Below are 20,553 nucleotides of genomic sequence, written 5' to 3'. Positions count from 1 at the left end.
TCCGCTTTCATAATAAAACAGCGTACCTTCTTTCACCTCCGGGTTAACCAGAGTGCGGCAGCAGGTATCATGGAAAGCGAAACGCCACTGAACTGATTTGCGGCCTGCGAAAGATCATTTTGATCGGTGCAGGCCGTGTTATTGTTGCCATCAGATTTTTAGGACAGGAAGAGTATTTTGACAACTGAAACGCATACTCTGAAAATTGAAGAGATTTTAGAACTGCTGCCGCACCGCTACCCGTTTTTGCTGGTTGACCGCGTGCTGGAATTTGAAGAGCATAAATATCTGCGTGCGGTAAAGAACGTTTCTGTTAATGAACCGTTTTTCCAGGGACACTTCCCTGGTAAACCGATTTTCCCAGGCGTTCTGATCCTGGAAGCGATGGCGCAGGCGACCGGTATTCTGGCGTTCAAAAGCGTTGGGAAACTGGAACCCGGCGAGCTGTACTATTTCGCCGGTATCGACGAAGCCCGCTTCAAGCGTCCGGTAGTGCCGGGCGACCAGATGATCATGGAAGTGACTTTCGAGAAGACCCGCCGTGGTCTGACGCGCTTCAAAGGCGTGGCAACCGTAGACGGTAAGATTGTCTGTGAAGCGACCATGATGTGTGCCCGTAGCCGGGAGGCATAATTAGTGATTGATTCAACCGCCAGCATCCATCCAACGTCCATCATTGAAGAAGGTGCGGTGATCGGCGCCAACGTTCACATCGGTCCGTTTTGTGTTGTCGGAGCGAACGTGGAAATTGGCGAAGGCACGGTGCTGAAATCACACGTGGTGGTGAATGGCCATACGCGTATCGGCAAAGATAACCAGATCTACCAGTTCGTTTCGATTGGCGAAGTGAACCAGGATCTGAAATATGCCGGTGAACCGACCCGTGTTGAAGTGGGCGATCGCAACCGCATCCGCGAGAGCGTCACCATTCATCGTGGTACCACGCAGGGCGGCGGGCTGACCAAAGTCGGCAGCGACAACCTGCTGATGGTCAATGCGCACATTGCGCATGACTGCGTGATCGGCAACCGCTGCATTCTGGCCAATAACGTGACGCTGGGCGGCCACGTCACAGTGGATGATTTTGCTATCATCGGCGGCGTGACGGCGGTGCATCAGTGGTGCACCATTGGTGCCCACGTGATGGTCGGCGGTTGTTCCGGCGTCGCGCAGGACGTGCCGCCGTACGTGATCGCGCAGGGCAACCATGCCACACCGTTCGGCGTCAACATTGAAGGCCTGAAGCGCCGTGGCTTCAGCAAAGAGTCACTGCACGCCATTCGTAACGCGTATAAGCTGCTGTACCGCAGTGGCAAAACGCTGGATGAAGTGAAGCCAGAGATCGAAGAACTGGCCAAACTTCATAGCGAAGTGCAGCCTTTCTATGACTTCTTTGCCCGTTCTACCCGTGGATTGATTCGTTAATTCATGTCAGTGCGTCCCTTAACGATTGCCCTGGTCGCCGGAGAAACCTCCGGCGATATTCTTGGTGCCGGATTGATTCGTGCGCTGAAAGCGCGCCATCCTGACGCACGCTTCGTTGGCGTCGCCGGCCCGCTGATGCAGGCCGAAGGCTGCGAAGCCTGGTATGAGATGGAAGAGCTGGCGGTGATGGGCATCGTCGAGGTGCTTGGCCGCCTGCGTCGTCTGCTGCACATCCGCAAGGATTTAACCCAGCGCTTTACCGAACTGCGGCCGGATGTGTTCGTCGGCATTGATGCCCCGGATTTCAACATTACGCTGGAGGGCAACCTCAAGCGCGCCGGCATTCGCACTATTCATTACGTCAGTCCTTCCGTATGGGCCTGGCGACAAAAGCGCGTATTCAAAATTGGCCGCAACACCGATCTGGTGCTGGCGTTTCTGCCCTTTGAAAAAGCGTTTTACGATCGCTACAACGTGCCGTGTCGCTTTATCGGGCACACCATGGCCGATGCGATGCCGCTGCAGCCGGACAAACTGGCGGCGCGGCGTGAATTAGGCATCGCCGATGATGCGCTGTGTCTCGGCCTGCTGCCGGGCAGCCGCGGTGCGGAAGTGGAGATGCTCAGCGCCGATTTTCTGCGCGCTGCACAGCTGCTGCGCCAGCGCTATCCGGCGCTGGAGATTGTGGTGCCACTGGTCAACGCGAAGCGGCGCGCACAGTTCGAGCAGATCAAAGCCAGCGTCGCCCCTGAATTGCCGATGCACCTGCTGGATGGCAAAGGGCGCCAGGCGATGATCGCCAGTGACGCGGCAATCTTAGCCTCCGGTACGGCGGCGCTGGAGTGCATGCTGGCGAAATGTCCGATGGTAGTGGGCTATCGCATGAAGCCGTTCACTTTCTGGCTGGCGAAACGGCTGGTGAAAACGCCGTACGTTTCACTGCCGAACCTGCTGGCCGGCCGTGAACTGGTGCACGAGCTGCTGCAGGAGGAGTGCCAGCCTGAGGCGTTAGCCGCGGCGCTGGAACCTCTGCTGCATGCCGGACCCGAGCGTGACGCGCTGCTGGCCACTTTCACCCAATTGCATCAGCAGATTCGCTGGAACGCCGACGAACAGGCGGCGGATGCGGTACTGGAGATTGCTCATGGCTGAATTTATCTATCCTGACGCGCGGCTGATTGCCGGCGTTGATGAAGTCGGACGTGGCCCGCTGGTCGGTGCCGTGGTGACGGCTGCGGTCATCCTCGATCCGGCGCAGCCCATTGCCGGCCTGGCGGATTCCAAAAAGCTGTCGGAGAAACGCCGCCTCGCGCTGTTTGACGAAATCAAAGAGAAGGCGCTGGCGTGGAGCCTCGGCCGCGCTGAGCCGGACGAGATTGACCAGCTGAACATCCTGCACGCCACCATGCTGGCGATGCAGCGCGCCGTTGCCGGTCTGCCTATCACTCCGGATTTTGTCCTGATTGATGGCAATCGCTGTCCGGCGCTGCCGATGCCGTCGCTGGCGGTGGTCAAGGGCGATAGCCTGGTGCGTGAAATCAGCGCCGCCTCGATCATCGCCAAAGTCACACGCGACCGCGAAATGGCCGAGCTGGACCTGCTGTTTCCGCAGTACGGGTTCGCCCAGCACAAAGGCTATCCGACTGCGCTGCACATGGAAAAACTGACGCAGTTTGGTGCCACACCTCACCATCGCCGCAGCTTTGCGCCGGTGCGTAACGCCCTGATTGATGCCGATGTGCTGGCCGCGCGCCAGCCGACTACGCTTTAAGAGCCTGACGCTGTTTTAACCGGAAACTGATTATGGCTGAACCCCGTTTTATACATCTGCGCGTACACAGCGATTACTCCATGGTCGATGGTCTGGCCAAGACCGGACCGCTGGTGAAAAAGGCGGCCGCGCTTGGCATGCCAGCTATCGCCATCACTGACTACACCAACCTGTGCGGGCTGGTGCGCTTTTATGGCAGCGCGCACAGTGCTGGTATCAAACCGATCGTCGGGGCCGATTTCCAGGTGGCCAGCGATTTGATGGGCGACGAGCTGACGCAGCTTACCGTGCTGGCCGCTAACAACACCGGTTACCAGAATCTGACGCTGCTGATTTCGCGCGCTTACCAGCGCGGTTACGGTATCGCCGGGCCGATTATCGATCGCGACTGGCTGCTGGAGCTGGGCGAAGGGGTGATTCTGCTGTCGGGCGGACGGCGCGGCGACGTTGGTCGCAGCCTGCTGCGCGGCAATAACGCGCTGGTGGCGCAGTGCCTGAGTTTCTACCAGCAGCATTTTCCCAACCGCTATTACCTTGAACTGACGCGCACCGGCCGGCCAGATGAAGAGGCGTATCTGCACGCCGCGGTGGAACTGGCGATTGCTGAATCGGTGCCGGTGGTGGCCACCAATGAAGTCTGCTTCCTGAATAAAGAAGATTTCGATGCGCACGAAATCCGCGTAGCGATTCACGACGGCTACACGCTGGACGATCCCAAACGTCCGCGCAACTACAGTCCTCAGCAATATATGCGCAGCGAAGAGGAGATGTGCGAGCTGTTCTCGGACATCCCGGAAGCGCTGGAAAACAGCGTAGAGATTGCTAAGCGTTGTAACGTCACGGTGCGCCTCGGCGAATACTTCCTGCCGCAGTTCCCGACCGGCGACATGTCGACCGAAGATTTTCTGGTAATGAAGTCGCGCGAAGGGTTGGAGGAGCGCCTGGCGTTTCTGTTCCCGGATGAGCAGGATCGCGCTCAGCGCCGGCCGGAGTATGACGAACGTCTCGACATCGAACTCAACGTCATCAACCAGATGGGCTTCCCCGGCTACTTCCTCATCGTGATGGAGTTTATCCAGTGGTCGAAGGATAACGGTATTCCGGTAGGGCCAGGCCGTGGTTCCGGTGCCGGTTCACTGGTGGCCTACGCGCTGAAAATTACCGATCTCGATCCGCTGGAGTTTGACCTGCTGTTCGAACGTTTCCTCAACCCGGAACGTGTGTCGATGCCCGACTTCGACGTCGACTTCTGCATGGAAAAACGTGACCAGGTGATCGATCACGTGGCCGAGATGTACGGCCGCGATGCGGTATCGCAGATCATCACCTTCGGGACCATGGCGGCGAAAGCGGTCATCCGCGACGTCGGTCGCGTGCTGGGCCATCCGTATGGCTTTGTCGATCGCATCTCGAAACTGATCCCGCCGGATCCCGGCATGACGCTGGAAAAAGCGTTCCAGGCAGAACCGCAACTGCCCGAGATCTACGAAGCCGACGAAGAGGTCAAAGCGCTGATCGACATGGCGCGCAAGCTCGAAGGGGTCACGCGTAATGCCGGCAAGCACGCCGGTGGCGTGGTTATTGCGCCGACCAAAATCACCGACTTTGCACCGCTGTACTGCGACGAGAACGGCCAGTTCCCGGTCACCCAGTTCGATAAAAACGATGTGGAATATGCCGGGCTGGTGAAGTTTGACTTCCTCGGCCTGCGCACGCTGACCATCATCGACTGGGCGCTGAAGATGATCAACCCGCGGCGCGAAAAGCAGGGTCTGCCGCCGATCGATATTGCTGCCATCCCGCTGGATGACAAAAAAAGCTTCGACATGCTGCAGCGCTCGGAAACCACCGCGGTATTCCAGCTTGAATCGCGCGGCATGAAAGATCTGATCAAGCGCCTGAAGCCGGACTGCTTCGAAGACATGATCGCACTGGTGGCGCTGTTCCGTCCGGGACCGCTACAGTCGGGCATGGTCGATAACTTCATTGACCGTAAGCACGGCCGTGAAGAGATCTCTTACCCGGATATTCAGTGGCAGCATGAGAGCCTGAAGCCGGTGCTGGAGCCGACCTACGGCATCATCCTCTATCAGGAACAGGTGATGCAGATTGCCCAGGTGCTGTCCGGCTATACGCTGGGCGGCGCGGATATGCTGCGTCGTGCCATGGGTAAAAAGAAGCCGGAGGAGATGGCCAAGCAGCGTTCGGTGTTCCAGGACGGTGCCGAGAAGATGGGCATCAACGGCGAACTGTCGATGAAAATCTTCGATCTGGTGGAGAAGTTCGCAGGTTACGGCTTCAACAAATCGCACTCCGCTGCTTATGCGCTGGTCTCCTATCAGACGCTGTGGCTGAAAGCGCACTATCCGGCCGAGTTCATGGCGGCGGTGATGACCGCCGATATGGATAACACCGAGAAGGTGGTTGGGCTGGTGGACGAGTGCTGGCGGATGGGCCTGAAAGTGCTGCCGCCGGACATCAACTCCGGGCTCTATCCGTTCCACGTCAACGACGACGGGGAGATCGTGTACGGCATCGGCGCCATCAAAGGCGTGGGTGAGGGGCCGATCGAAGCGATCCTCGAAGCGCGTAATCAGGGCGGCTATTTTAAAGAGCTGTTCGATCTCTGTGCGCGCACCGACACCAAAAAGATCAACCGGCGCGTGATGGAAAAGCTGATCATGTCCGGCGCGTTCGATCGCCTTGGTCCGCACCGTGCGGCGCTGATGAGCGCGCTGGGCGATGCCCTGAAAGCGGCGGATCAGCATGCCAAAGCTGAAGCGACGGGCCAGGCGGATATGTTCGGCGTGCTGGCGGAAGAGCCGGAGCAGGTCGAGCAATCCTACGCGGCTATTACGCCGTGGCCGGAGCAGGTGCAGCTGGATGGCGAGCGCGAGACGCTCGGCCTCTACCTGACCGGGCATCCGATCAATCAGTATCTGAAAGAAATTGAGCGCTACGTTGGCGGCATGCGCCTGAAGGACATGCATCCAACAGAACGTGGTAAAGTAACCGTTGCGGCGGGGCTGGTGATTGCCGCCCGCGTGATGGTCACCAAGCGCGGCAACCGAATTGGTATCTGTACTCTCGACGACCGCTCTGGTCGACTGGAAGTGATGTTATTTACCGATGCGTTAGATAAATACCAGCAGCTGCTGGAGAAGGACCGTATCCTGATCGTCAGTGGACAGGTCAGCTTTGATGACTTTAGCGGCGGCCTTAAAATGACCGCCAGGGAAGTCATGGACATCGACGAAGCGCGGGAAAAATACGCGCGCGGACTTGCTATCTCGCTGACGGACAGGCAAATTGATGACCAGCTTTTAAACCGTCTCCGCCAGTCTCTGGAGCCTCATCGCTCCGGGACCATTCCGGTGCATCTCTATTATCAGAGAGCAGATGCGCGGGCGAAGCTGCGCTTTGGTGCAGCGTGGCGTATTTCGCCCAGCGATCGTTTACTCAACGATTTGCGGTCGTTAGTAGGGTCGGAGCAGGTGGAACTGGAGTTTGACTAAAACAGGAACATTATGAGTCTTAATTACCTGGATTTTGAACAGCCAATCGCTGAACTGGAAGCGAAAATCGACTCGCTGAAATCGATTGGTCGTTCGGATGAGAAACACGATATTAATCTGGATGAAGAAGTGCAGCGTCTGCGCGAGAAAAGCGTTGAGCTGACCCGTAAAATCTTCTCCGATTTGGGTGCATGGCAGGTTGCGCAGCTGGCGCGCCATCCGCTGCGCCCTTACACGCTGGACTATGTCCGCAATGCGTTTGATGATTTCGACGAGCTGGCTGGCGACCGCGCCTATGCCGATGATAAAGCAATTGTCGGCGGCATCGCACGTCTGGATGGGCGTCCGGTGATGGTGATTGGCCATCAGAAAGGACGCGAAACCAAAGAGAAAATCCGTCGTAACTTCGGTATGCCAGCACCCGAGGGCTACCGTAAAGCGCTGCGTCTGATGGAGATGGCTGAGCGCTTTAAGATGCCGCTGATCACCTTCATCGACACGCCAGGTGCCTACCCGGGCGTCGGCGCGGAAGAGCGCGGTCAGTCTGAAGCGATTGCCCGCAACCTGCGCGAGATGTCAGGCCTGAAGATCCCGGTGATCTGTACCGTGATCGGCGAAGGCGGCTCCGGCGGCGCGCTGGCGATTGGCGTTGGCGATAAAGTGAATATGCTGCAGTACAGCACCTATTCAGTGATTTCGCCGGAAGGCTGTGCGTCGATTCTGTGGAAAAGCGCCGATAAAGCGCCACTGGCCGCAGAAGCGATGGGCATCACCGCCGGTCGTCTGAAAGAGCTGAAGCTGATCGATTCGATCATTCCGGAACCGCTGGGCGGCGCGCACCGTCATCCGGTGGACATGGCGGCAGCGCTCAAGCAGCAGCTGCTGGCCGATCTGGCCGATCTCGATGTGCTGAGCACTGAAGAGCTGCTGAACCGCCGCTATCAGCGCCTGATGAGCTACGGCTACGCGTAAGCGCTGGAAACCTTCAGAAAAGCGGACTCGGGTCCGCTTTTTTTATGCCTGTTTTCCACGATCCGGCTTGCGTTCGCCGCTGGGTTGCCATTTTTACCGGTGCGCATTAATGCGCACCCTGGAAAATACCGGCAGTGATCCTGTAGGGGCGCTATTCATGGCGACCTGATAAAACCGTGCAGTTACCCCGCAGGTGCGGCATTTATACCGGTGCGCATTAATGCGCACCCTGGGAAAAACCGGGCAGTGATCCTGTAGGGGCGCCATTCATGGCGACCTGATATGCCTCGCTGACAAACATCAGGCCAACAACGGCGCTATTCCGGAACATTCACCCGCCACTTTTCGCTATCCTTATTCCGTGCCACAACACCACAGGAGGTGAGCATTGAATATTATTGCGATCATGGGACCGCACGGCGCGTTCTACAAAGATGAACCGATTCGCGAACTGGACGCGGCGCTGAAGCTGCAGGGTTTCCAGACCGTTTATCCCAACAATGCCAGCGACCTGCTGAAACTGATTGAACACAATCCACGCATCTGCGGCGTGATTTTTGACTGGGACGATTACAGCCTGGCGCTGTGCAGCGACATCCATCAGCTCAACGAATCGCTGCCGCTGTATGCCTTCATCAACACCCATTCGCAGATGGATGTCAGCATTAATGAAATGCGCATGGCGCTGCACTTCTTCGAATATGCGCTCAGCGCCGCTGACGACATCGCGCTGCACATCCGTCAGTACACCGATGAGTACATCGACAAAATCATGCCGCCGCTGACCAAAGCGCTGTTCACCTACGTTAAAGAGGGCAAATACACTTTCTGCACGCCGGGCCATATGGGCGGCACGGCGTTTCAGAAAAGCCCGGTCGGCAGTCTGTTTTATGATTTCTTCGGTGCCAATACGCTCAAAGCGGATGTCTCGATCTCGGTCACCGAACTGGGTTCGCTGCTCGATCACACCGGTCCGCACCTCGAAGCGGAAGAGTATGTGGCGCGTACCTTTGGCGCCGAACAGAGCTATATGGTGACCAACGGTACCTCAACCTCGAATAAAATCGTCGGAATGTACGCCGCACCCGCTGGCAGCACGGTGCTGATTGACCGCAACTGCCACAAATCGCTGACGCATCTGCTGATGATGAGCGACATCATCCCCATCTGGCTCAAACCGACGCGCAACGCGCTGGGTATCCTTGGCGGCATCCCTCAGCGGGAATTCACCCGCGACAGCATTCAGCAGAAAGTTGATGACACACCGCGCGCCAGCTGGCCGGTGCATGCGGTGATCACCAACTCAACCTACGACGGCCTGCTGTACAACACGCAATACATCAAACAGACGCTGGACGTGCCGTCCATTCACTTCGATTCCGCCTGGGTGCCGTACACCAATTTCCACCCCATCTACAGCGGCAAAAGCGGCATGAGCGGCGATCGTATTCCCGGTAAAGTGATTTATGAAACCCAGTCGACCCACAAACTGCTGGCGGCGTTCTCACAGGCGTCGCTGATTCACATCAAGGGCGATTACGATCACGACACCTTCAACGAAGCCTACATGATGCACACCACCACTTCGCCGAGCTACGCCATCGTCTCCTCGATTGAGACTGCAGCGGCGATGCTGCGCGGTAACCCGGGCCGGCGGCTGATCAATCGCTCGGTGGAGCGCGCGCTGCATTTTCGCCGCGAGATCCAGCGGCTGCGCGAAGAGTCAGACGGCTGGTTCTTTGATATCTGGCAGCCGGAGCGGGTGGATGAAGCCGAGTGCTGGCCGATTCAGCCGGGCGACGAGGCGTGGCACGGCTTTACGCATGCCGATCGCGATCATATGTACCTTGATCCGATCAAAGTCACCATTCTCACACCGGGCATGAGCGAACTGGGCCAGATGGCGGAAGAGGGCATTCCGGCGGCGCTGGTGGCGAAATTCCTCGACCAGCGTGGCATTGTGGTGGAGAAAACCGGACCGTACAACCTGCTGTTCCTGTTCAGCATTGGCATTGATAAAACCAAAGCGATGAGCGTGCTGCGCGGACTGACGGAGTTCAAACGCGCTTACGATCTCAACCTGCGGGTCAAAAACATGCTGCCGGATCTGTATGCTGAAGACCCGGATTTCTACCGCAACATGCGCATCCAGACGCTGGCGCAGGGCATTCATCAACTGATCCTGCAGCATGACCTGCCGCGTCTGATGCTGCGCGCATTTGATGTGCTGCCGGAGATGAAGATGACGCCGCACCAGGCATTTCAGCGGCAGGTGCAGGGACAGGTGGAAACCGTGGATATTCGCGCGCTGGTCGGGCGGATTTCAGCCAATATGATCCTGCCTTATCCGCCAGGCGTGCCGCTGGTGATGCCGGGCGAGATGATTACCGAACAGAGCCGTGCGGTGCTGGATTTCCTGCTGATGCTCTGCACCATTGGACGGCACTATCCGGGGTTTGAAACCGACATTCACGGCGCCACACTCACCGACGATGGCCGCTATCTGGTGCGTGTGCTGCGCGAAGAGAATACGCGCTAACTTCGGATAATTGCCTCTTTTCAGCGTCGCGCCGGGCACGTAGGCTAAGCGGCTCAGAATACATTTGGAGCCGCTATGCTGCAGATAAAACAGATCCACCACATCGCCATTATTGCTTCCGACTATCAGCGCAGTAAGGCGTTTTACTGCGACGTGCTGGGCTTTGAACTGCTGGGTGAATACTATCGCGCGGAACGCGATTCGTGGAAAGGCGATCTCGGCCTCAACGGCGTCTATACCATTGAGCTGTTCTCATTCCCTGCGCCGCCGCCGCGCGTCAGCGGCCCGGAAGCGTGCGGGCTGCGCCATCTGGCGTTTTGCGTGGATGACGTTGCACAGTCGATTGCCGCGCTGGCAGAGAAGGGCGTAGTGTGCGAGCCGATTCGCATCGATGCACTCACCGGTAAGGCCTGCACGTTCTTCCCCGATCCGGACGGTTTGCCGCTGGAGCTGTATCAGGCGTAAAATAGCGCGCCAGTGAGCCGCAATCCGGCGGTTCACCCTGACGGAACGCGCGCATGTCCTTTTCTCATCTGGCCTCGCTGCTGCCCGCCGATGCCCGCTGCGTGCTGGCATTCAGCGGCGGGCTCGATTCCAGCGTCCTGCTGCATCAATTAGTCTGCTGGCAGCGCCAGCAGCCGCAGTTGCGCGTGCGTGCGTTACACGTACACCATGGTTTAAGCCCCAACGCCGATTGCTGGGCGGCGCACTGCCAGCAGCAGTGCCAGCAGTGGCACATTCCCTGCGAGGTGCTGCGCGTGCAGGTGGACGCTCGCGACGGCGGCATCGAAGCGGCGGCACGCACGGCGCGCTATCAGGCGCTGTTCACTCAGCTGCAACCCGGTGAGTACTTACTTACTGCTCAGCATGTTGATGACCAGGCTGAAACGCTGCTGCTGGCGCTGAAGCGCGGTAGCGGTCCGGCCGGTCTGGCGGCGATGCCGCAGCAGCGTCAGGTGAACGGGCACTGGCATCTGCGTCCGCTGCTGCACCTCAGCCGCCAGCAGCTGGAAGCTTACGCCGCCGACCATCAGCTGGACTGGATTGACGATGAGAGTAATGCCGACCGCCGCTACGATCGCAATTTTCTGCGTCAGGACGTGCTGCCGCTGTTGCAGGCGCGCTGGCCGCACTTCAGCGCTGCCAGTGCCCGCAGCGCGGCGTTGTGCGGCGAGCAGGAGCAACTGCTGGATGAGCTGCTCAGCGAGCAGTTAGCGCAGCTGACCGATGCCCAAGGCGCGCTGCATTTTCCGCCGCTGCTGGCCTGTAGCGAAGTGCGGCGGCATGCGCTGCTGCGTCGCTGGATTGGCGAACGCGGTGGCGCCATGCCCGCGCGCGGCGCGCTGCAGCGCATTACCGATGAGGTGATGCACAGCCGCGAAGATGCGCAGCCGTGTCTGCGTTTTGGCGCGCATGAACTGCGGCGCTACCGGGAACGGCTCTACTGGCTGCCGCGACAGCACTCGCTGAGTCAGCACTCGCTAACCTGGCAGCCGCTGACGCAGCCATTAATTTTGCCTGATGGACTGGGCGAGCTGCGCGCCAGTCCGGCGCTGGCGGAACTGCGCCCGCCGGCGGCGGATGAGCAGGTTAGTGTGCGCTTTCAGGCGCACGGCTATCACCATGTTGTCGGCCGGGCTGGTGGTCGCGAAATGAAAAAGCTGTGGCAGGAGCTGGGTGTGCCGCCGTGGCAGCGCGAACGCATTCCGTTGATTTACTACAACCAGACGCTGATTGCTGCGCCGGGGCTGTTTGTCACCCGCGCTGGCGCGGCGAGCGACACGCAAGGCTGGCAGGCGATCTGGTCACAACAATAAAAGGGAGAGCAACGATGAAACAGTGGATTGCCGTCGCATTACTGGCTGGCGCGCTGCCGGCTTTTGCGCAGGGCGACGCCAGTGCCGGCGCGCAGAAAGCGGCCAGCTGTCTGGCGTGCCATGGCGCAGAAGGAAAGAGTGCGGTGCCGCTCTATCCTAATCTGGCCGGACAGCATGCGCCGTACCTGCTGCATTCGCTGCAGGCCTATAAAAAAGGCGAGCGCAGCGGCGGTCAGGCAGAAGTGATGAAAGCCTTCGTTGCCGGGTTGAGCGATCAGGATATGGAAGATTTAGCGGCGTACTATGCTTCGCTGCAGCCCTGAGCGAGGTGGGCGGGAAGTGTTTTCCCGCCCGGGAGAGGTTATTCGTCTTCGCTGACGATAACGGTGCCCAGCTCCGGGTGGCTGAAGCTGGCGATGTGGTCGAGACGCAGCTCGCGCGTTTCACCGGAGAGATCGACGGCAAGATACTCGACGTTTTTACGTGAGACCATGTCCACGGCTTGCGCTTTTAACTGGTCGCCGTTTTTTAACTGCAGCGACAGCGTCCAGTGGCGGGTACAGGCGAGCTCGAGGTTGTCGTAGTCATCACAGTTGATGGGTTTGTAGGCTTCATTCGTCAACATAGTCGCTCACCAATAAGTTTGCAGCGGCATAGGCTGCCTGTTCCCTGACAGAAGAGTTTAGCGCAGAATTAGCGGCAATATCATTGAGTGCATTCAGCGCGCATCCTATCGCGTCTGGCACATACCCCAGGTCGCCGCTGCCAATCTCGGCATACTTCTGGCGAACTAACTCACAATACTTTTGCACATACACCTCCTCAGCAGAGCATCAATACTCTGGTTGATATGCGACTATATCACAGGGTTTTGCCGGAAATCAGCCACCGGGCTCAGGGAAGGCGGCAAAGAAAATACAAAAAGCGACAGCCGCCGCTGGTCTCAGCCAGCGTAACGGCGCACAAAAGGTTAAGTTGATGAACAGGTTATTTCCGGATACAACAGCGCTCACAACGGCAGGTTACAGATGATTGTGCTGTCACGCAGCGTCTCAATCGCAGACAACGAAGTTGAGCTCAGTGCCATTCGCGCTCAGGGCGCGGGCGGTCAGCATGTGAACAAGACATCGACCGCCATCCATCTGCGGTTTGATATTCATGCTTCGTCGCTCCCGCCGTTTTATAAACAGCGGCTGCTGGAGGCGAACCACCATTTAATCAGCGCTGACGGCGTGGTGATTATCAAAGCGCAGGAGTACCGCAGCCAGGAGATGAACCGCGAAGCGGCACTGCAGCGGCTGATTAACCTGATACGTGAGCTGACGACGGTGGAGAAAGTGCGGCGCGCAACGCGCCCGACGCGGGCGTCCAAAGAGCGGCGGCTGGAGGGCAAATCACGACGCAGCAACGTGAAGGCGCTGCGCGGTAAGCTGCGCTAAAAAAAACGCCTCCGGCAGGAGGCGTTGAGGCGTTACTTGTTGAGCGCGCGGCTGAGGAAGTCGACGATGTCGTGCTGCTTGATCATCTGCTTCTCGCTGGCGGCGCGGGCTTTGTACTCGATCTCCTGGTTATCCAGGTTGCGATCGCCAATCACGATGGTGTGCGGCACGCCGATCAGTTCCATATCAGCGAACATCACGCCCGGACGTTCTTTACGATCGTCAAGAATGACATCGATGCCTTTGGCACGCAGTTCGCTATACAGCTGTTCCGCCAGCTCTTTCACGCGGAACGACTTGTGCATGTTCATCGGCAGAATCGCCACTTCGAACGGCGCCAGCGCCGCAGGCCAGATAATTCCGCGCTCGTCGTGGTTCTGCTCGATAGCCGCTGCGACCACGCGGGTAATACCGATACCGTAGCAACCCATGGTCATAATCTGGTTACGGCCATCTTCGCCCTGTACCGCCGCTTTCATCGCGTCCGAGTATTTGGTGCCGAGCTGGAAAATGTGGCCGACTTCAATGCCGCGCTTGATCATCAGCACGCCTTTGCCGTCCGGGCTTGGATCGCCTTCTACCACGTTACGAATATCTTCCACGCGCGCTTCCGGCAGATCGCGGCCCCAGTTGATGCCGGCATAGTGCTGGCCATCAATGTTGGCGCCTGCGGCGAAGTCGCTCATTTTGGCTACCGTGCGGTCAGCAATCACCGGGATGGTCAGGCCAACCGGACCAAGGGAGCCGAAACCGGCACCGATGGCGGCGCGAATCTCTTCCTCGCTGCCCATTTCCAGCGGGGCAGCCACAATGTCCAGATGCTCGGCTTTGATTTCGTTGAGTTCGTGATCGCCGCGCAGCAGCAGCGCAACCAGCGAGTGGCCGCTCTCTTCGCTGGCTTTCACGATCAGCGTTTTCACCGTTTTTTCCACCGGAATCTGGTGCTGTTCGACCAGCTCGGCGATGGTTTTCGCCTCTGGCGTAGCGAACTGCGTCAGCGCCTGCGTGGCCGCCGGGCGTTCACCGGCCGGTGCCAGCGCTTCGGCTTTCTCAATGTTGGCCGCGTAATCAGACTCGCTGGAGAAGATCACATCATCTTCACCGCTCTGCGCCAGCACCTGGAATTCGTGCGAGCCGCTGCCACCAATCGAACCGGTATCGGCCTGCACCGCGCGGAAATCCAGCCCCATGCGGCTGAAGCTCTGGCTGTAGGCGCGATACATCGCATCGTAAGTTTCCTGCAGCGATTCCTGTGAAGTGTGGAACGAGTACGCATCCTTCATGATGAACTCACGCGAACGCATCACGCCAAAACGCGGGCGCACTTCATCACGGAATTTAGTCTGGATCTGATACAGGTTGATCGGCAGCTGCTTATACGAGCTCAGCTCGTTGCGAATCAGGTCAGTGACCACTTCTTCATGGGTCGGTCCCAGCACGAACGGACGCTCGTGACGATCTTTAATGCGCAGCAGCTCCGGGCCGTACTGCTCCCAACGTCCGCTCTCTTCCCACAAATCGGCTGGCTGAACCACCGGCATGGAGATCTCAATCGCACCGGCGTTGTTCATCTCTTCGCGCACGATGTTTTCGACTTTTCGCAGCACGCGAATACCGGTCGGCAGCCAGGTATAAAGACCGGAAGCCAGTTTGCGGATCATGCCGGCGCGCAGCATCAGCTGGTGGCTGATCACTTCAGCATCGGAAGGCGTCTCCTTCAGGGTGGAGAGCAGATATTGAGTAGTACGCATTAATTTACGATTCCAGTTGTACGGAAGGATACGAACAAAAATTTGCTGGCGGCTAGTGTACCAGCGAGATCAGTCACTCAAAAGCTTGTTTTAGCGCGGATCGAGCGCGATCACCTCGGTGCCCGCCGCGTCAATGCGCCAGCGCACGTTAAAGTCGAGTAGCCAGGCGGCATATTCACGATCGAGCGTTTCGCCTTTGCGATAAGCCGGACGCGGATCCTGCGCCAGTACTTCGGTGATAAAGCGCGCCAGCTGCGGATAGTGAGGCAGCTGTTGCTGCAACTGCTGCTGCGCCTGTGCGGAGAAACGCACCGGCATGCTGGCGTCGGGTGCGCTCTGAGCGAAACCGGCGCGCGCCTCGGGCAGCGCTTCGGCGAAGGGCAGGTAAGGCTTGATATCCACCACCGGCGTGCCGTCCACCAAATCGAGACTGCCCAGTTGCAGAATCACATGCTGCTTCTCGCAGCGGATGCCTTTGAGCTCAACCAGCGACATGCCGATGGGATTGGGGCGAAAGGTCGAGCGGGTGGCGAACACGCCAATGCGCGCATTACCGCCGAGGCGCGGCGGGCGGACGGTAGGACGCCAGCCGCCGGCCATGGTCTGGTGAAAAACGAACAGCAGCCACAGGTGGCTGAACGCCTCTAATCCGCGCACTGCTTCCGGCTGATTATACGGCGCCAGCAGATGCAGTTCGCCGCCGCCGTCCTGCACCAGACCGGGCTGGCGCGGTACGGCAAACTTTTCTTTCCACGGCGACCGGATCACCCCGATCTGCGCAAAGGCAAACTCACTCATTGATTCGAAACTTTCAGCGCCGAGCCCTGACATACGGCCTGGCGGTAGCAGCCTGGCGTGCTGGAGACAATTTCACATTTATGCAGCAGCACGGCGTTGGCTTTCATACCAGCCGCTTTGATCTGCAGACGTTTGCGCGCGGTATTGAGGTTTGGCGGCGAGTCCTGGCTGCTGCTCTGGCAGTCATCACCAGACACTTCACCCAGATCGCGGAACGGATTGCTCACCAGATCGGTCGCATCGGTGTAGATCTTCACCGGGGCCGGGCGGGCAGCGGGTTTGCGCTGAGGTTCGCTGGTTGACTGCTGCGGGCGAGACGGAGCACTGCTTATTGGGTGATATTCACGTACGCACCCGGTCAGCATCAATGCCAACAAGCAGAGCGGTAAAAAACGCATGGCAACATCCTCAAGTAATAAAAAGTGGCGTTATTGAAACAAGGACGACCGTAAATAACAAGTCAGCAGCCACATGCTGAAATAGAAAGGGCGGCCGAAGCCGCCCTGCACCGCATGAAAGGGATAATTACCAGCCTTTCACCGCGCCGCCATTGAAGATTTTATTGGCGGCTTCAGACACTTCGTCAGACTGGTAAGCCTCAACAAACTTCTTCACGTTTTCCGCGTCTTTATTGTCTTCGCGGCTAACGATCAGGTTCACGTACGGCGAGTCTTTATCTTCTACAAAGATGCCGTCTTTCGCCGGGGTCAGGCCAATCTGGCTGGCGTAAGTGGTGTTGATTACCGCCAGCGCAATCTGCTGATCGTCGAGTGAACGTGGCAGCTGTGGCGCTTCCAGCTCAACAATCTTCAGGTTCTTTGGATTCTCCGTGATATCCAGTGAGGTTGGCAGCAGGCCCACGCCATCTTTCAGTTTGATCAGGCCCACTTTCTGCAGCAGCAGCAGGGAACGACCGAGGTTGGTTGGATCGTTCGGGATAGCGATCTGCGCACCGTTCTGCAGCTCATCCAGCGATTTGATTTTTTTCGAGTAGCCGGCAATCGGATAAACGAAGGTGTTGCCAACCGGAACCAGTTTGTAACCGCGATCCTTGATCTGCTGATCGAGGTACGGCTTGTGCTGGAAGGCGTTAACGTCGATATCGCCTTTGCTCAGTGCTTCATTCGGCAGCACGTAATCGTTAAAGGTCACCAGCTCAACATCGAGACCGTATTTCTCTTTGGCGACTTTCACGGCGGTTTCCGCAACCTGCTGCTCAGCCCCGACAATCACACCCACTTTAATGTGGTTGGGATCTTTCTCTTTCTGATCGCATCCTGCCAGCGCAATCGCGCCAATCAGAGCACCCACAGCGGCAATCTTTTTAAATGTGAAAGACATATCCTTTCCTTAATAGAGGACTATTGATGTTGTTTGCTTATTTATGTGACACAGCACGCACGATGCGGTCGCCACAGAACTGAATTAAATACACCAGCACCACCAGCAAAATCAGCACGGTATTCATCACGGTGGCGTTGTAGCCGATGTAACCATACTGATAGCCAATCTGGCCCAGACCGCCCGCGCCCACAGCTCCGCCCATGGCCGAGTAGCCCACCAGCGTAATCAGAGTAATTGTAGCGGCATTCACCAGCCCCGGCAGCGCTTCCGGCAGCAGCACTTTACGCACGATCTGCAGCGGCGTGGCGCCCATGGCGCGCGAAGCTTCAATCAGTCCGGTCGGCAGCTCAAGCAGCGCGTTCTCCACCATACGGGCGATAAACGGTGCCGCGCCCACGGTCAGCGGAACGATGGCCGCCTGCAGACCAATGGAGGTGCCGACGATGGCGCGGGTAAACGGAATCATCCACACCAGCAGGATAATGAAAGGAATCGAACGGAAAATGTTAACGATGGCCGACAGCACACGATACAGCGTGGTGTTCGCCAGAATCTGCCCCGGACGCGTGACGTACAGCAGTACGCCAACCGGCAGGCCAAGTACAAAGCCAAAGAAACCCGAAACGAAGGTCATCATCAGCGTTTCCCAGACGCCACGCGTCAGTAACCACAGCATCGCTTCAGACATAACCCAGCACCTCTACTTTCACATGATTTTCTTTCAGCCAGGCAATCGCGGCTTGTGTATCTGTTTCACTGCCGTCCATTTCGGCCAGCATGATGCCGAACTTCACGCCACCGGCGTAATCCATCTGGGCACTGATAATGTTGTTATTGACGTTGAAGCGGCGCGCGGCTTCTGACAACAGCGGCGCATCCACCGATTTACCGGTGAACTCCAGCCGCAGCAGCGGCACGCTGTCGCTGCCCGCGCTTGCCTGCATGCGCTGCTGGTAGTCATCCGGAATATCCAGATGCAACGTCGACTGAATAAACTGCTGCGCCAGCGGCGTTTTCGGGTGCGAGAACACTTCGCTAACGCTGTCTTTTTCAATCAACTCGCCATTACTGATGACCGCCACCTGATCGCAGATGCGTTTCACCACATCCATCTCGTGGGTGATCAGCAGAATAGTGATGCCGAGACGACGGTTGATGTCTTTCAGCAGCTCCAGAATCGAGCGGGTGGTGGCCGGATCCAGCGCGCTGGTGGCTTCATCACACAGCAGCACCTTGGGATTGCTGGCCAGCGCACGGGCAATCGCGACGCGCTGCTTCTGTCCACCGGACAGGTTGGCCGGCCAGCTGTCGTGCTTGTCCGCCAGACCGACCAGCTCCAGCAGTTCGCTGACGCGCTTTTTGATCGCCTCGCGCGACAGGTTGCCCAGCTCAAGCGGCAGGGCAACGTTGCCCGACACGGTGCGGGAGTTCATCAGGTTAAAGTGCTGAAAGATCATGCCAATCTGGCGGCGCGCCAGCGTTAACTGCCCGGAAGAGAACGCGGTGAGATCCTGACCATCAACCAGCACGCGACCGGATGTCGGGCGCTCCAGCAAATTGACGCAGCGAATCAGCGTACTTTTACCGGCACCGGATGAGCCGATAACGCCATAAATTTGTCCGGCAGGCACGTGCAGGCTAACGTTTGACAACGCCTGAATAGTGCGTGAACCCTGCTGGAACACTTTGGTGATATTTTCGAGTTTAATCATTAGTTTAATTGTTATCGTGTTGCGTTGTCCGTGGTGTATCGGTCTTCGCGCTGCCGGGGCGGGCGAAATCTGGATGGATGTTAAGGCATCCAGACGGCTAAATCAATCAAAGTCATTCAATCTGCCATTCTCACGGTGCGCGCAATCATGCGATACTGCGCGGCACTATTTGCAGCAGGAGTTTCTACGTGGCGAACCCAGTCCCGGCTATTTTTCTCGATCGTGATGGCACCCTGAATGTCGATCACGGCTATGTTCATGAGATCGATAATTTTCAGTTTATCGATGGCACCATTGAAGCGCTGCAGGCGTTAAAGAAGATGGGCTATGCACTGGTGCTGGTGACCAACCAGTCTGGCATTGCACGCGGCATGTTTACTGAAGATCAGTTTATGCAGCTTACCGAGTGGATGGACTGGTCGCTGGCCGATCGCGATGTCGATCTCGACGGCATCTACTTCTGTCCGCATCTGCCCGATGCCACCGTTGAGGCCTATCGCCAGACTTGCGATTGTCGCAAGCCGCAGCCGGGCATGCTGCTCTCGGCGCAAAAACACCTGAACATCGATATGGCCGCTTCTTATATGGTGGGCGATAAGATTGAAGATATGCTGGCAGCGCAGGCGGCCGGTGTGGGAACGAAAGTGCTGGTGCGCAGCGGTAAGCCTGTTACAGCGGAAGGCGAAGCGGCAGCGGACTGGGTAATTGATAGTCTCGCAGACCTGCCGGCGCGCATGAAAAAGGCCTGAAATCAGGCCTTCTGCACAAATCTTGAGCGAACAGTAAAAAAGTTGAAATTTGCACTTGCGCTTCCGTCACTTCGCCCTATAATGCGCCACCACTGAGACGGCAAAGCGGCAACGCAGGCGGCTCAGCAGGGCGTGAAGTGATTCACCCCGCCGGAGAAAAACGCTGAAAAAAGTGTTTGACTCTGAAGGAGGAAAGCGTAATATACGCCACCTCGCGACAGCAGGCCGAACGCCGCGTCGCACCGCTCTTTAACAATTTATCAGACAATCTGTGTGGGCACTCGCAGGATTGATATCAGCGTCTCCGGACGTAAAAAATATCAAGTCTTTGCTGAGTGAACACGTAATTCATTACGAAGTTTAATTCACAGAGCATCGCTGCACTCGTTGCAGCAAATCAAACTTAAATTGAAGAGTTTGATCATGGCTCAGATTGAACGCTGGCGGCAGGCCTAACACATGCAAGTCGAACGGCAGCACAGAAGAGCTTGCTCTTTGGGTGGCGAGTGGCGGACGGGTGAGTAATGTCTGGGAAACTGCCCGATGGAGGGGGATAACTACTGGAAACGGTAGCTAATACCGCATAACGTCGCAAGACCAAAGTGGGGGACCTTCGGGCCTCACACCATCGGATGTGCCCAGATGGGATTAGCTAGTAGGTGGGGTAATGGCTCACCTAGGCGACGATCCCTAGCTGGTCTGAGAGGATGACCAGCCACAC

General features: G+C 57.7%; 20 protein-coding genes and 1 rRNA gene. 13 read left to right on the top strand and 8 right to left on the bottom strand.

The genetic code is table 11. The annotated features are described in order from the left end of the window. Positions 1-177 precede the first annotated feature (177 nt). From fabZ to MXF20_RS07245, 10 genes are all read left to right on the top strand, one after another. Positions 178-633, top strand: a complete 456-nt coding sequence (fabZ, locus tag MXF20_RS07290; RefSeq protein WP_013507953.1) for a 3-hydroxyacyl-ACP dehydratase FabZ — start codon at positions 178-180, stop codon at positions 631-633. A 3-nt stretch (positions 634-636) separates the two neighbouring features. Beyond that, positions 637-1,425 carry an acyl-ACP--UDP-N-acetylglucosamine O-acyltransferase gene (lpxA, locus tag MXF20_RS07285; protein WP_325968528.1) on the top strand — a complete coding sequence of 263 codons (789 nt, stop codon included), beginning with the start codon at positions 637-639 and terminating at the stop codon, positions 1,423-1,425. Between the two features lie 3 nt (positions 1,426-1,428). Continuing rightward, entirely contained in the window at positions 1,429-2,577 is a 1,149-nt protein-coding gene (gene lpxB / locus MXF20_RS07280; RefSeq protein WP_325968527.1) for a lipid-A-disaccharide synthase, read from the top strand. Then, positions 2,570-3,196: a ribonuclease HII gene (gene rnhB / locus MXF20_RS07275; RefSeq protein ID WP_325968525.1), complete on the top strand. Its 627-nt coding sequence runs from the start codon at positions 2,570-2,572 to the stop codon at positions 3,194-3,196. The genes lpxB and rnhB overlap by 8 nt, the downstream gene beginning before the upstream one ends. 32 nt (positions 3,197-3,228) lie before the next feature. After that, positions 3,229-6,711, top strand: coding sequence for a DNA polymerase III subunit alpha (dnaE, locus tag MXF20_RS07270; protein ID WP_325968524.1), 3,483 nt, complete (start codon positions 3,229-3,231; stop codon positions 6,709-6,711). 12 nt (positions 6,712-6,723) lie between these two features. After that, positions 6,724-7,683 carry an acetyl-CoA carboxylase carboxyl transferase subunit alpha gene (gene accA, locus MXF20_RS07265; RefSeq protein WP_021507476.1) on the top strand — a complete coding sequence of 320 codons (960 nt, stop codon included), beginning with the start codon at positions 6,724-6,726 and terminating at the stop codon, positions 7,681-7,683. Positions 7,684-8,071: 388 nt separating this feature from the next. Beyond that, a complete protein-coding gene (locus MXF20_RS07260; protein WP_325968523.1) occupies positions 8,072-10,222 on the top strand; it encodes a lysine decarboxylase LdcC in 2,151 nt (716 codons plus the stop codon). Between the two features lie 75 nt (positions 10,223-10,297). Continuing rightward, complete coding sequence (locus tag MXF20_RS07255; protein WP_325968522.1) at positions 10,298-10,687, top strand: VOC family protein; 390 nt, start codon at positions 10,298-10,300, stop codon at positions 10,685-10,687. 53 nt (positions 10,688-10,740) lie between these two features. Next, positions 10,741-12,039 carry a tRNA lysidine(34) synthetase TilS gene (gene tilS / locus MXF20_RS07250; protein ID WP_325968521.1) on the top strand — a complete coding sequence of 433 codons (1,299 nt, stop codon included), beginning with the start codon at positions 10,741-10,743 and terminating at the stop codon, positions 12,037-12,039. Between the two features lie 14 nt (positions 12,040-12,053). After that, on the top strand, positions 12,054-12,362 hold the full coding sequence (locus MXF20_RS07245; protein WP_325968520.1) for a cytochrome c: 309 nt from the start codon (positions 12,054-12,056) through the stop codon (positions 12,360-12,362). 38 nt (positions 12,363-12,400) lie between these two features. On the opposite strand, the gene rof is transcribed toward MXF20_RS07245, so the two are convergent. Next, positions 12,401-12,664: a Rho-binding antiterminator gene (rof, locus tag MXF20_RS07240; protein ID WP_325968519.1), complete on the bottom strand. Its 264-nt coding sequence runs from the start codon at positions 12,662-12,664 to the stop codon at positions 12,401-12,403. Then, positions 12,651-12,851, bottom strand: a complete 201-nt coding sequence (locus MXF20_RS07235; protein WP_013507964.1) for a YaeP family protein — start codon at positions 12,849-12,851, stop codon at positions 12,651-12,653. The genes rof and MXF20_RS07235 overlap by 14 nt, the downstream gene beginning before the upstream one ends. Before the next feature lie 216 nt (positions 12,852-13,067). Here MXF20_RS07235 and arfB point away from each other — a divergent pair, with 216 nt between their 5' ends. Beyond that, positions 13,068-13,478 (top strand): alternative ribosome rescue aminoacyl-tRNA hydrolase ArfB, encoded by a 411-nt coding sequence (gene arfB / locus MXF20_RS07230; RefSeq protein WP_325968517.1) that lies wholly within the window; start codon positions 13,068-13,070, stop codon positions 13,476-13,478. 32 nt (positions 13,479-13,510) lie between these two features. Here arfB and proS read toward each other — a convergent pair whose 3' ends face one another. The 6 genes from proS to metN form a co-directional block, all read right to left on the bottom strand. Then, positions 13,511-15,229 (bottom strand): proline--tRNA ligase, encoded by a 1,719-nt coding sequence (gene proS / locus MXF20_RS07225; protein WP_325968516.1) that lies wholly within the window; start codon positions 15,227-15,229, stop codon positions 13,511-13,513. Positions 15,230-15,319: 90 nt separating this feature from the next. Continuing rightward, complete coding sequence (gene tsaA, locus MXF20_RS07220; RefSeq protein WP_325968514.1) at positions 15,320-16,027, bottom strand: tRNA (N6-threonylcarbamoyladenosine(37)-N6)-methyltransferase TrmO; 708 nt, start codon at positions 16,025-16,027, stop codon at positions 15,320-15,322. Beyond that, positions 16,024-16,425 carry an Rcs stress response system protein RcsF gene (gene rcsF / locus MXF20_RS07215; protein ID WP_325968513.1) on the bottom strand — a complete coding sequence of 134 codons (402 nt, stop codon included), beginning with the start codon at positions 16,423-16,425 and terminating at the stop codon, positions 16,024-16,026. The genes tsaA and rcsF overlap by 4 nt, the downstream gene beginning before the upstream one ends. Before the next feature lie 127 nt (positions 16,426-16,552). After that, positions 16,553-17,368 (bottom strand): MetQ/NlpA family lipoprotein, encoded by an 816-nt coding sequence (locus MXF20_RS07210; protein WP_021507465.1) that lies wholly within the window; start codon positions 17,366-17,368, stop codon positions 16,553-16,555. A gap of 37 nt (positions 17,369-17,405) precedes the next feature. Continuing rightward, on the bottom strand, positions 17,406-18,059 hold the full coding sequence (locus tag MXF20_RS07205) for a methionine ABC transporter permease MetI (protein WP_260641708.1): 654 nt from the start codon (positions 18,057-18,059) through the stop codon (positions 17,406-17,408). Beyond that, positions 18,052-19,083: a methionine ABC transporter ATP-binding protein MetN gene (metN, locus tag MXF20_RS07200; RefSeq protein ID WP_325968511.1), complete on the bottom strand. Its 1,032-nt coding sequence runs from the start codon at positions 19,081-19,083 to the stop codon at positions 18,052-18,054. Before metN ends, MXF20_RS07205 begins: the two co-directional genes overlap by 8 nt. 188 nt (positions 19,084-19,271) lie before the next feature. On the opposite strand from metN, the gene gmhB reads away from it, so the two are divergent. Together gmhB and MXF20_RS07190 are read left to right on the top strand one after the other, a co-directional pair. Next, positions 19,272-19,832, top strand: coding sequence for a D-glycero-beta-D-manno-heptose 1,7-bisphosphate 7-phosphatase (gene gmhB / locus MXF20_RS07195; RefSeq protein ID WP_325968510.1), 561 nt, complete (start codon positions 19,272-19,274; stop codon positions 19,830-19,832). Positions 19,833-20,237: 405 nt separating this feature from the next. Continuing rightward, positions 20,238-20,553: ribosomal RNA gene (locus tag MXF20_RS07190) — 16S ribosomal RNA — on the top strand; the annotation flags it as partial.

The sequence above is a fragment of the Pantoea dispersa genome, assembly GCF_035783935.1.
GTDB classification, from domain to species: Bacteria; Pseudomonadota; Gammaproteobacteria; order Enterobacterales; family Enterobacteriaceae; genus Pantoea; species Pantoea dispersa_C.
Note: the sequence above shows the minus strand (reverse complement) of the source record. Positions and strands in the feature narration are given on the sequence as shown.

What these genes read in the sequence shown, in the direction of transcription:
- lpxB (WP_325968527.1), top strand. Translation starts at nt 1,429, where the DNA reads ATGTCAGTGCGTCCCTTAACGATTGCCCTGGTCGCCGGAGAAACCTCC.
- rnhB (WP_325968525.1), top strand. Translation starts at nt 2,570, where the DNA reads ATGGCTGAATTTATCTATCCTGACGCGCGGCTGATTGCCGGCGTTGAT.
- dnaE (WP_325968524.1), top strand. Translation starts at nt 3,229, where the DNA reads ATGGCTGAACCCCGTTTTATACATCTGCGCGTACACAGCGATTACTCC.
- accA (WP_021507476.1), top strand. Translation starts at nt 6,724, where the DNA reads ATGAGTCTTAATTACCTGGATTTTGAACAGCCAATCGCTGAACTGGAA.
- MXF20_RS07255 (WP_325968522.1), top strand. Translation starts at nt 10,298, where the DNA reads ATGCTGCAGATAAAACAGATCCACCACATCGCCATTATTGCTTCCGAC.
- tilS (WP_325968521.1), top strand. Translation starts at nt 10,741, where the DNA reads ATGTCCTTTTCTCATCTGGCCTCGCTGCTGCCCGCCGATGCCCGCTGC.
- MXF20_RS07245 (WP_325968520.1), top strand. Translation starts at nt 12,054, where the DNA reads ATGAAACAGTGGATTGCCGTCGCATTACTGGCTGGCGCGCTGCCGGCT.
- rof (WP_325968519.1), bottom strand. Translation starts at nt 12,664, where the DNA reads ATGTTGACGAATGAAGCCTACAAACCCATCAACTGTGATGACTACGAC.
- arfB (WP_325968517.1), top strand. Translation starts at nt 13,068, where the DNA reads ATGATTGTGCTGTCACGCAGCGTCTCAATCGCAGACAACGAAGTTGAG.
- proS (WP_325968516.1), bottom strand. Translation starts at nt 15,229, where the DNA reads ATGCGTACTACTCAATATCTGCTCTCCACCCTGAAGGAGACGCCTTCC.
- tsaA (WP_325968514.1), bottom strand. Translation starts at nt 16,027, where the DNA reads ATGAGTGAGTTTGCCTTTGCGCAGATCGGGGTGATCCGGTCGCCGTGG.
- rcsF (WP_325968513.1), bottom strand. Translation starts at nt 16,425, where the DNA reads ATGCGTTTTTTACCGCTCTGCTTGTTGGCATTGATGCTGACCGGGTGC.
- MXF20_RS07210 (WP_021507465.1), bottom strand. Translation starts at nt 17,368, where the DNA reads ATGTCTTTCACATTTAAAAAGATTGCCGCTGTGGGTGCTCTGATTGGC.
- MXF20_RS07205 (WP_260641708.1), bottom strand. Translation starts at nt 18,059, where the DNA reads ATGTCTGAAGCGATGCTGTGGTTACTGACGCGTGGCGTCTGGGAAACG.
- metN (WP_325968511.1), bottom strand. Translation starts at nt 19,083, where the DNA reads ATGATTAAACTCGAAAATATCACCAAAGTGTTCCAGCAGGGTTCACGC.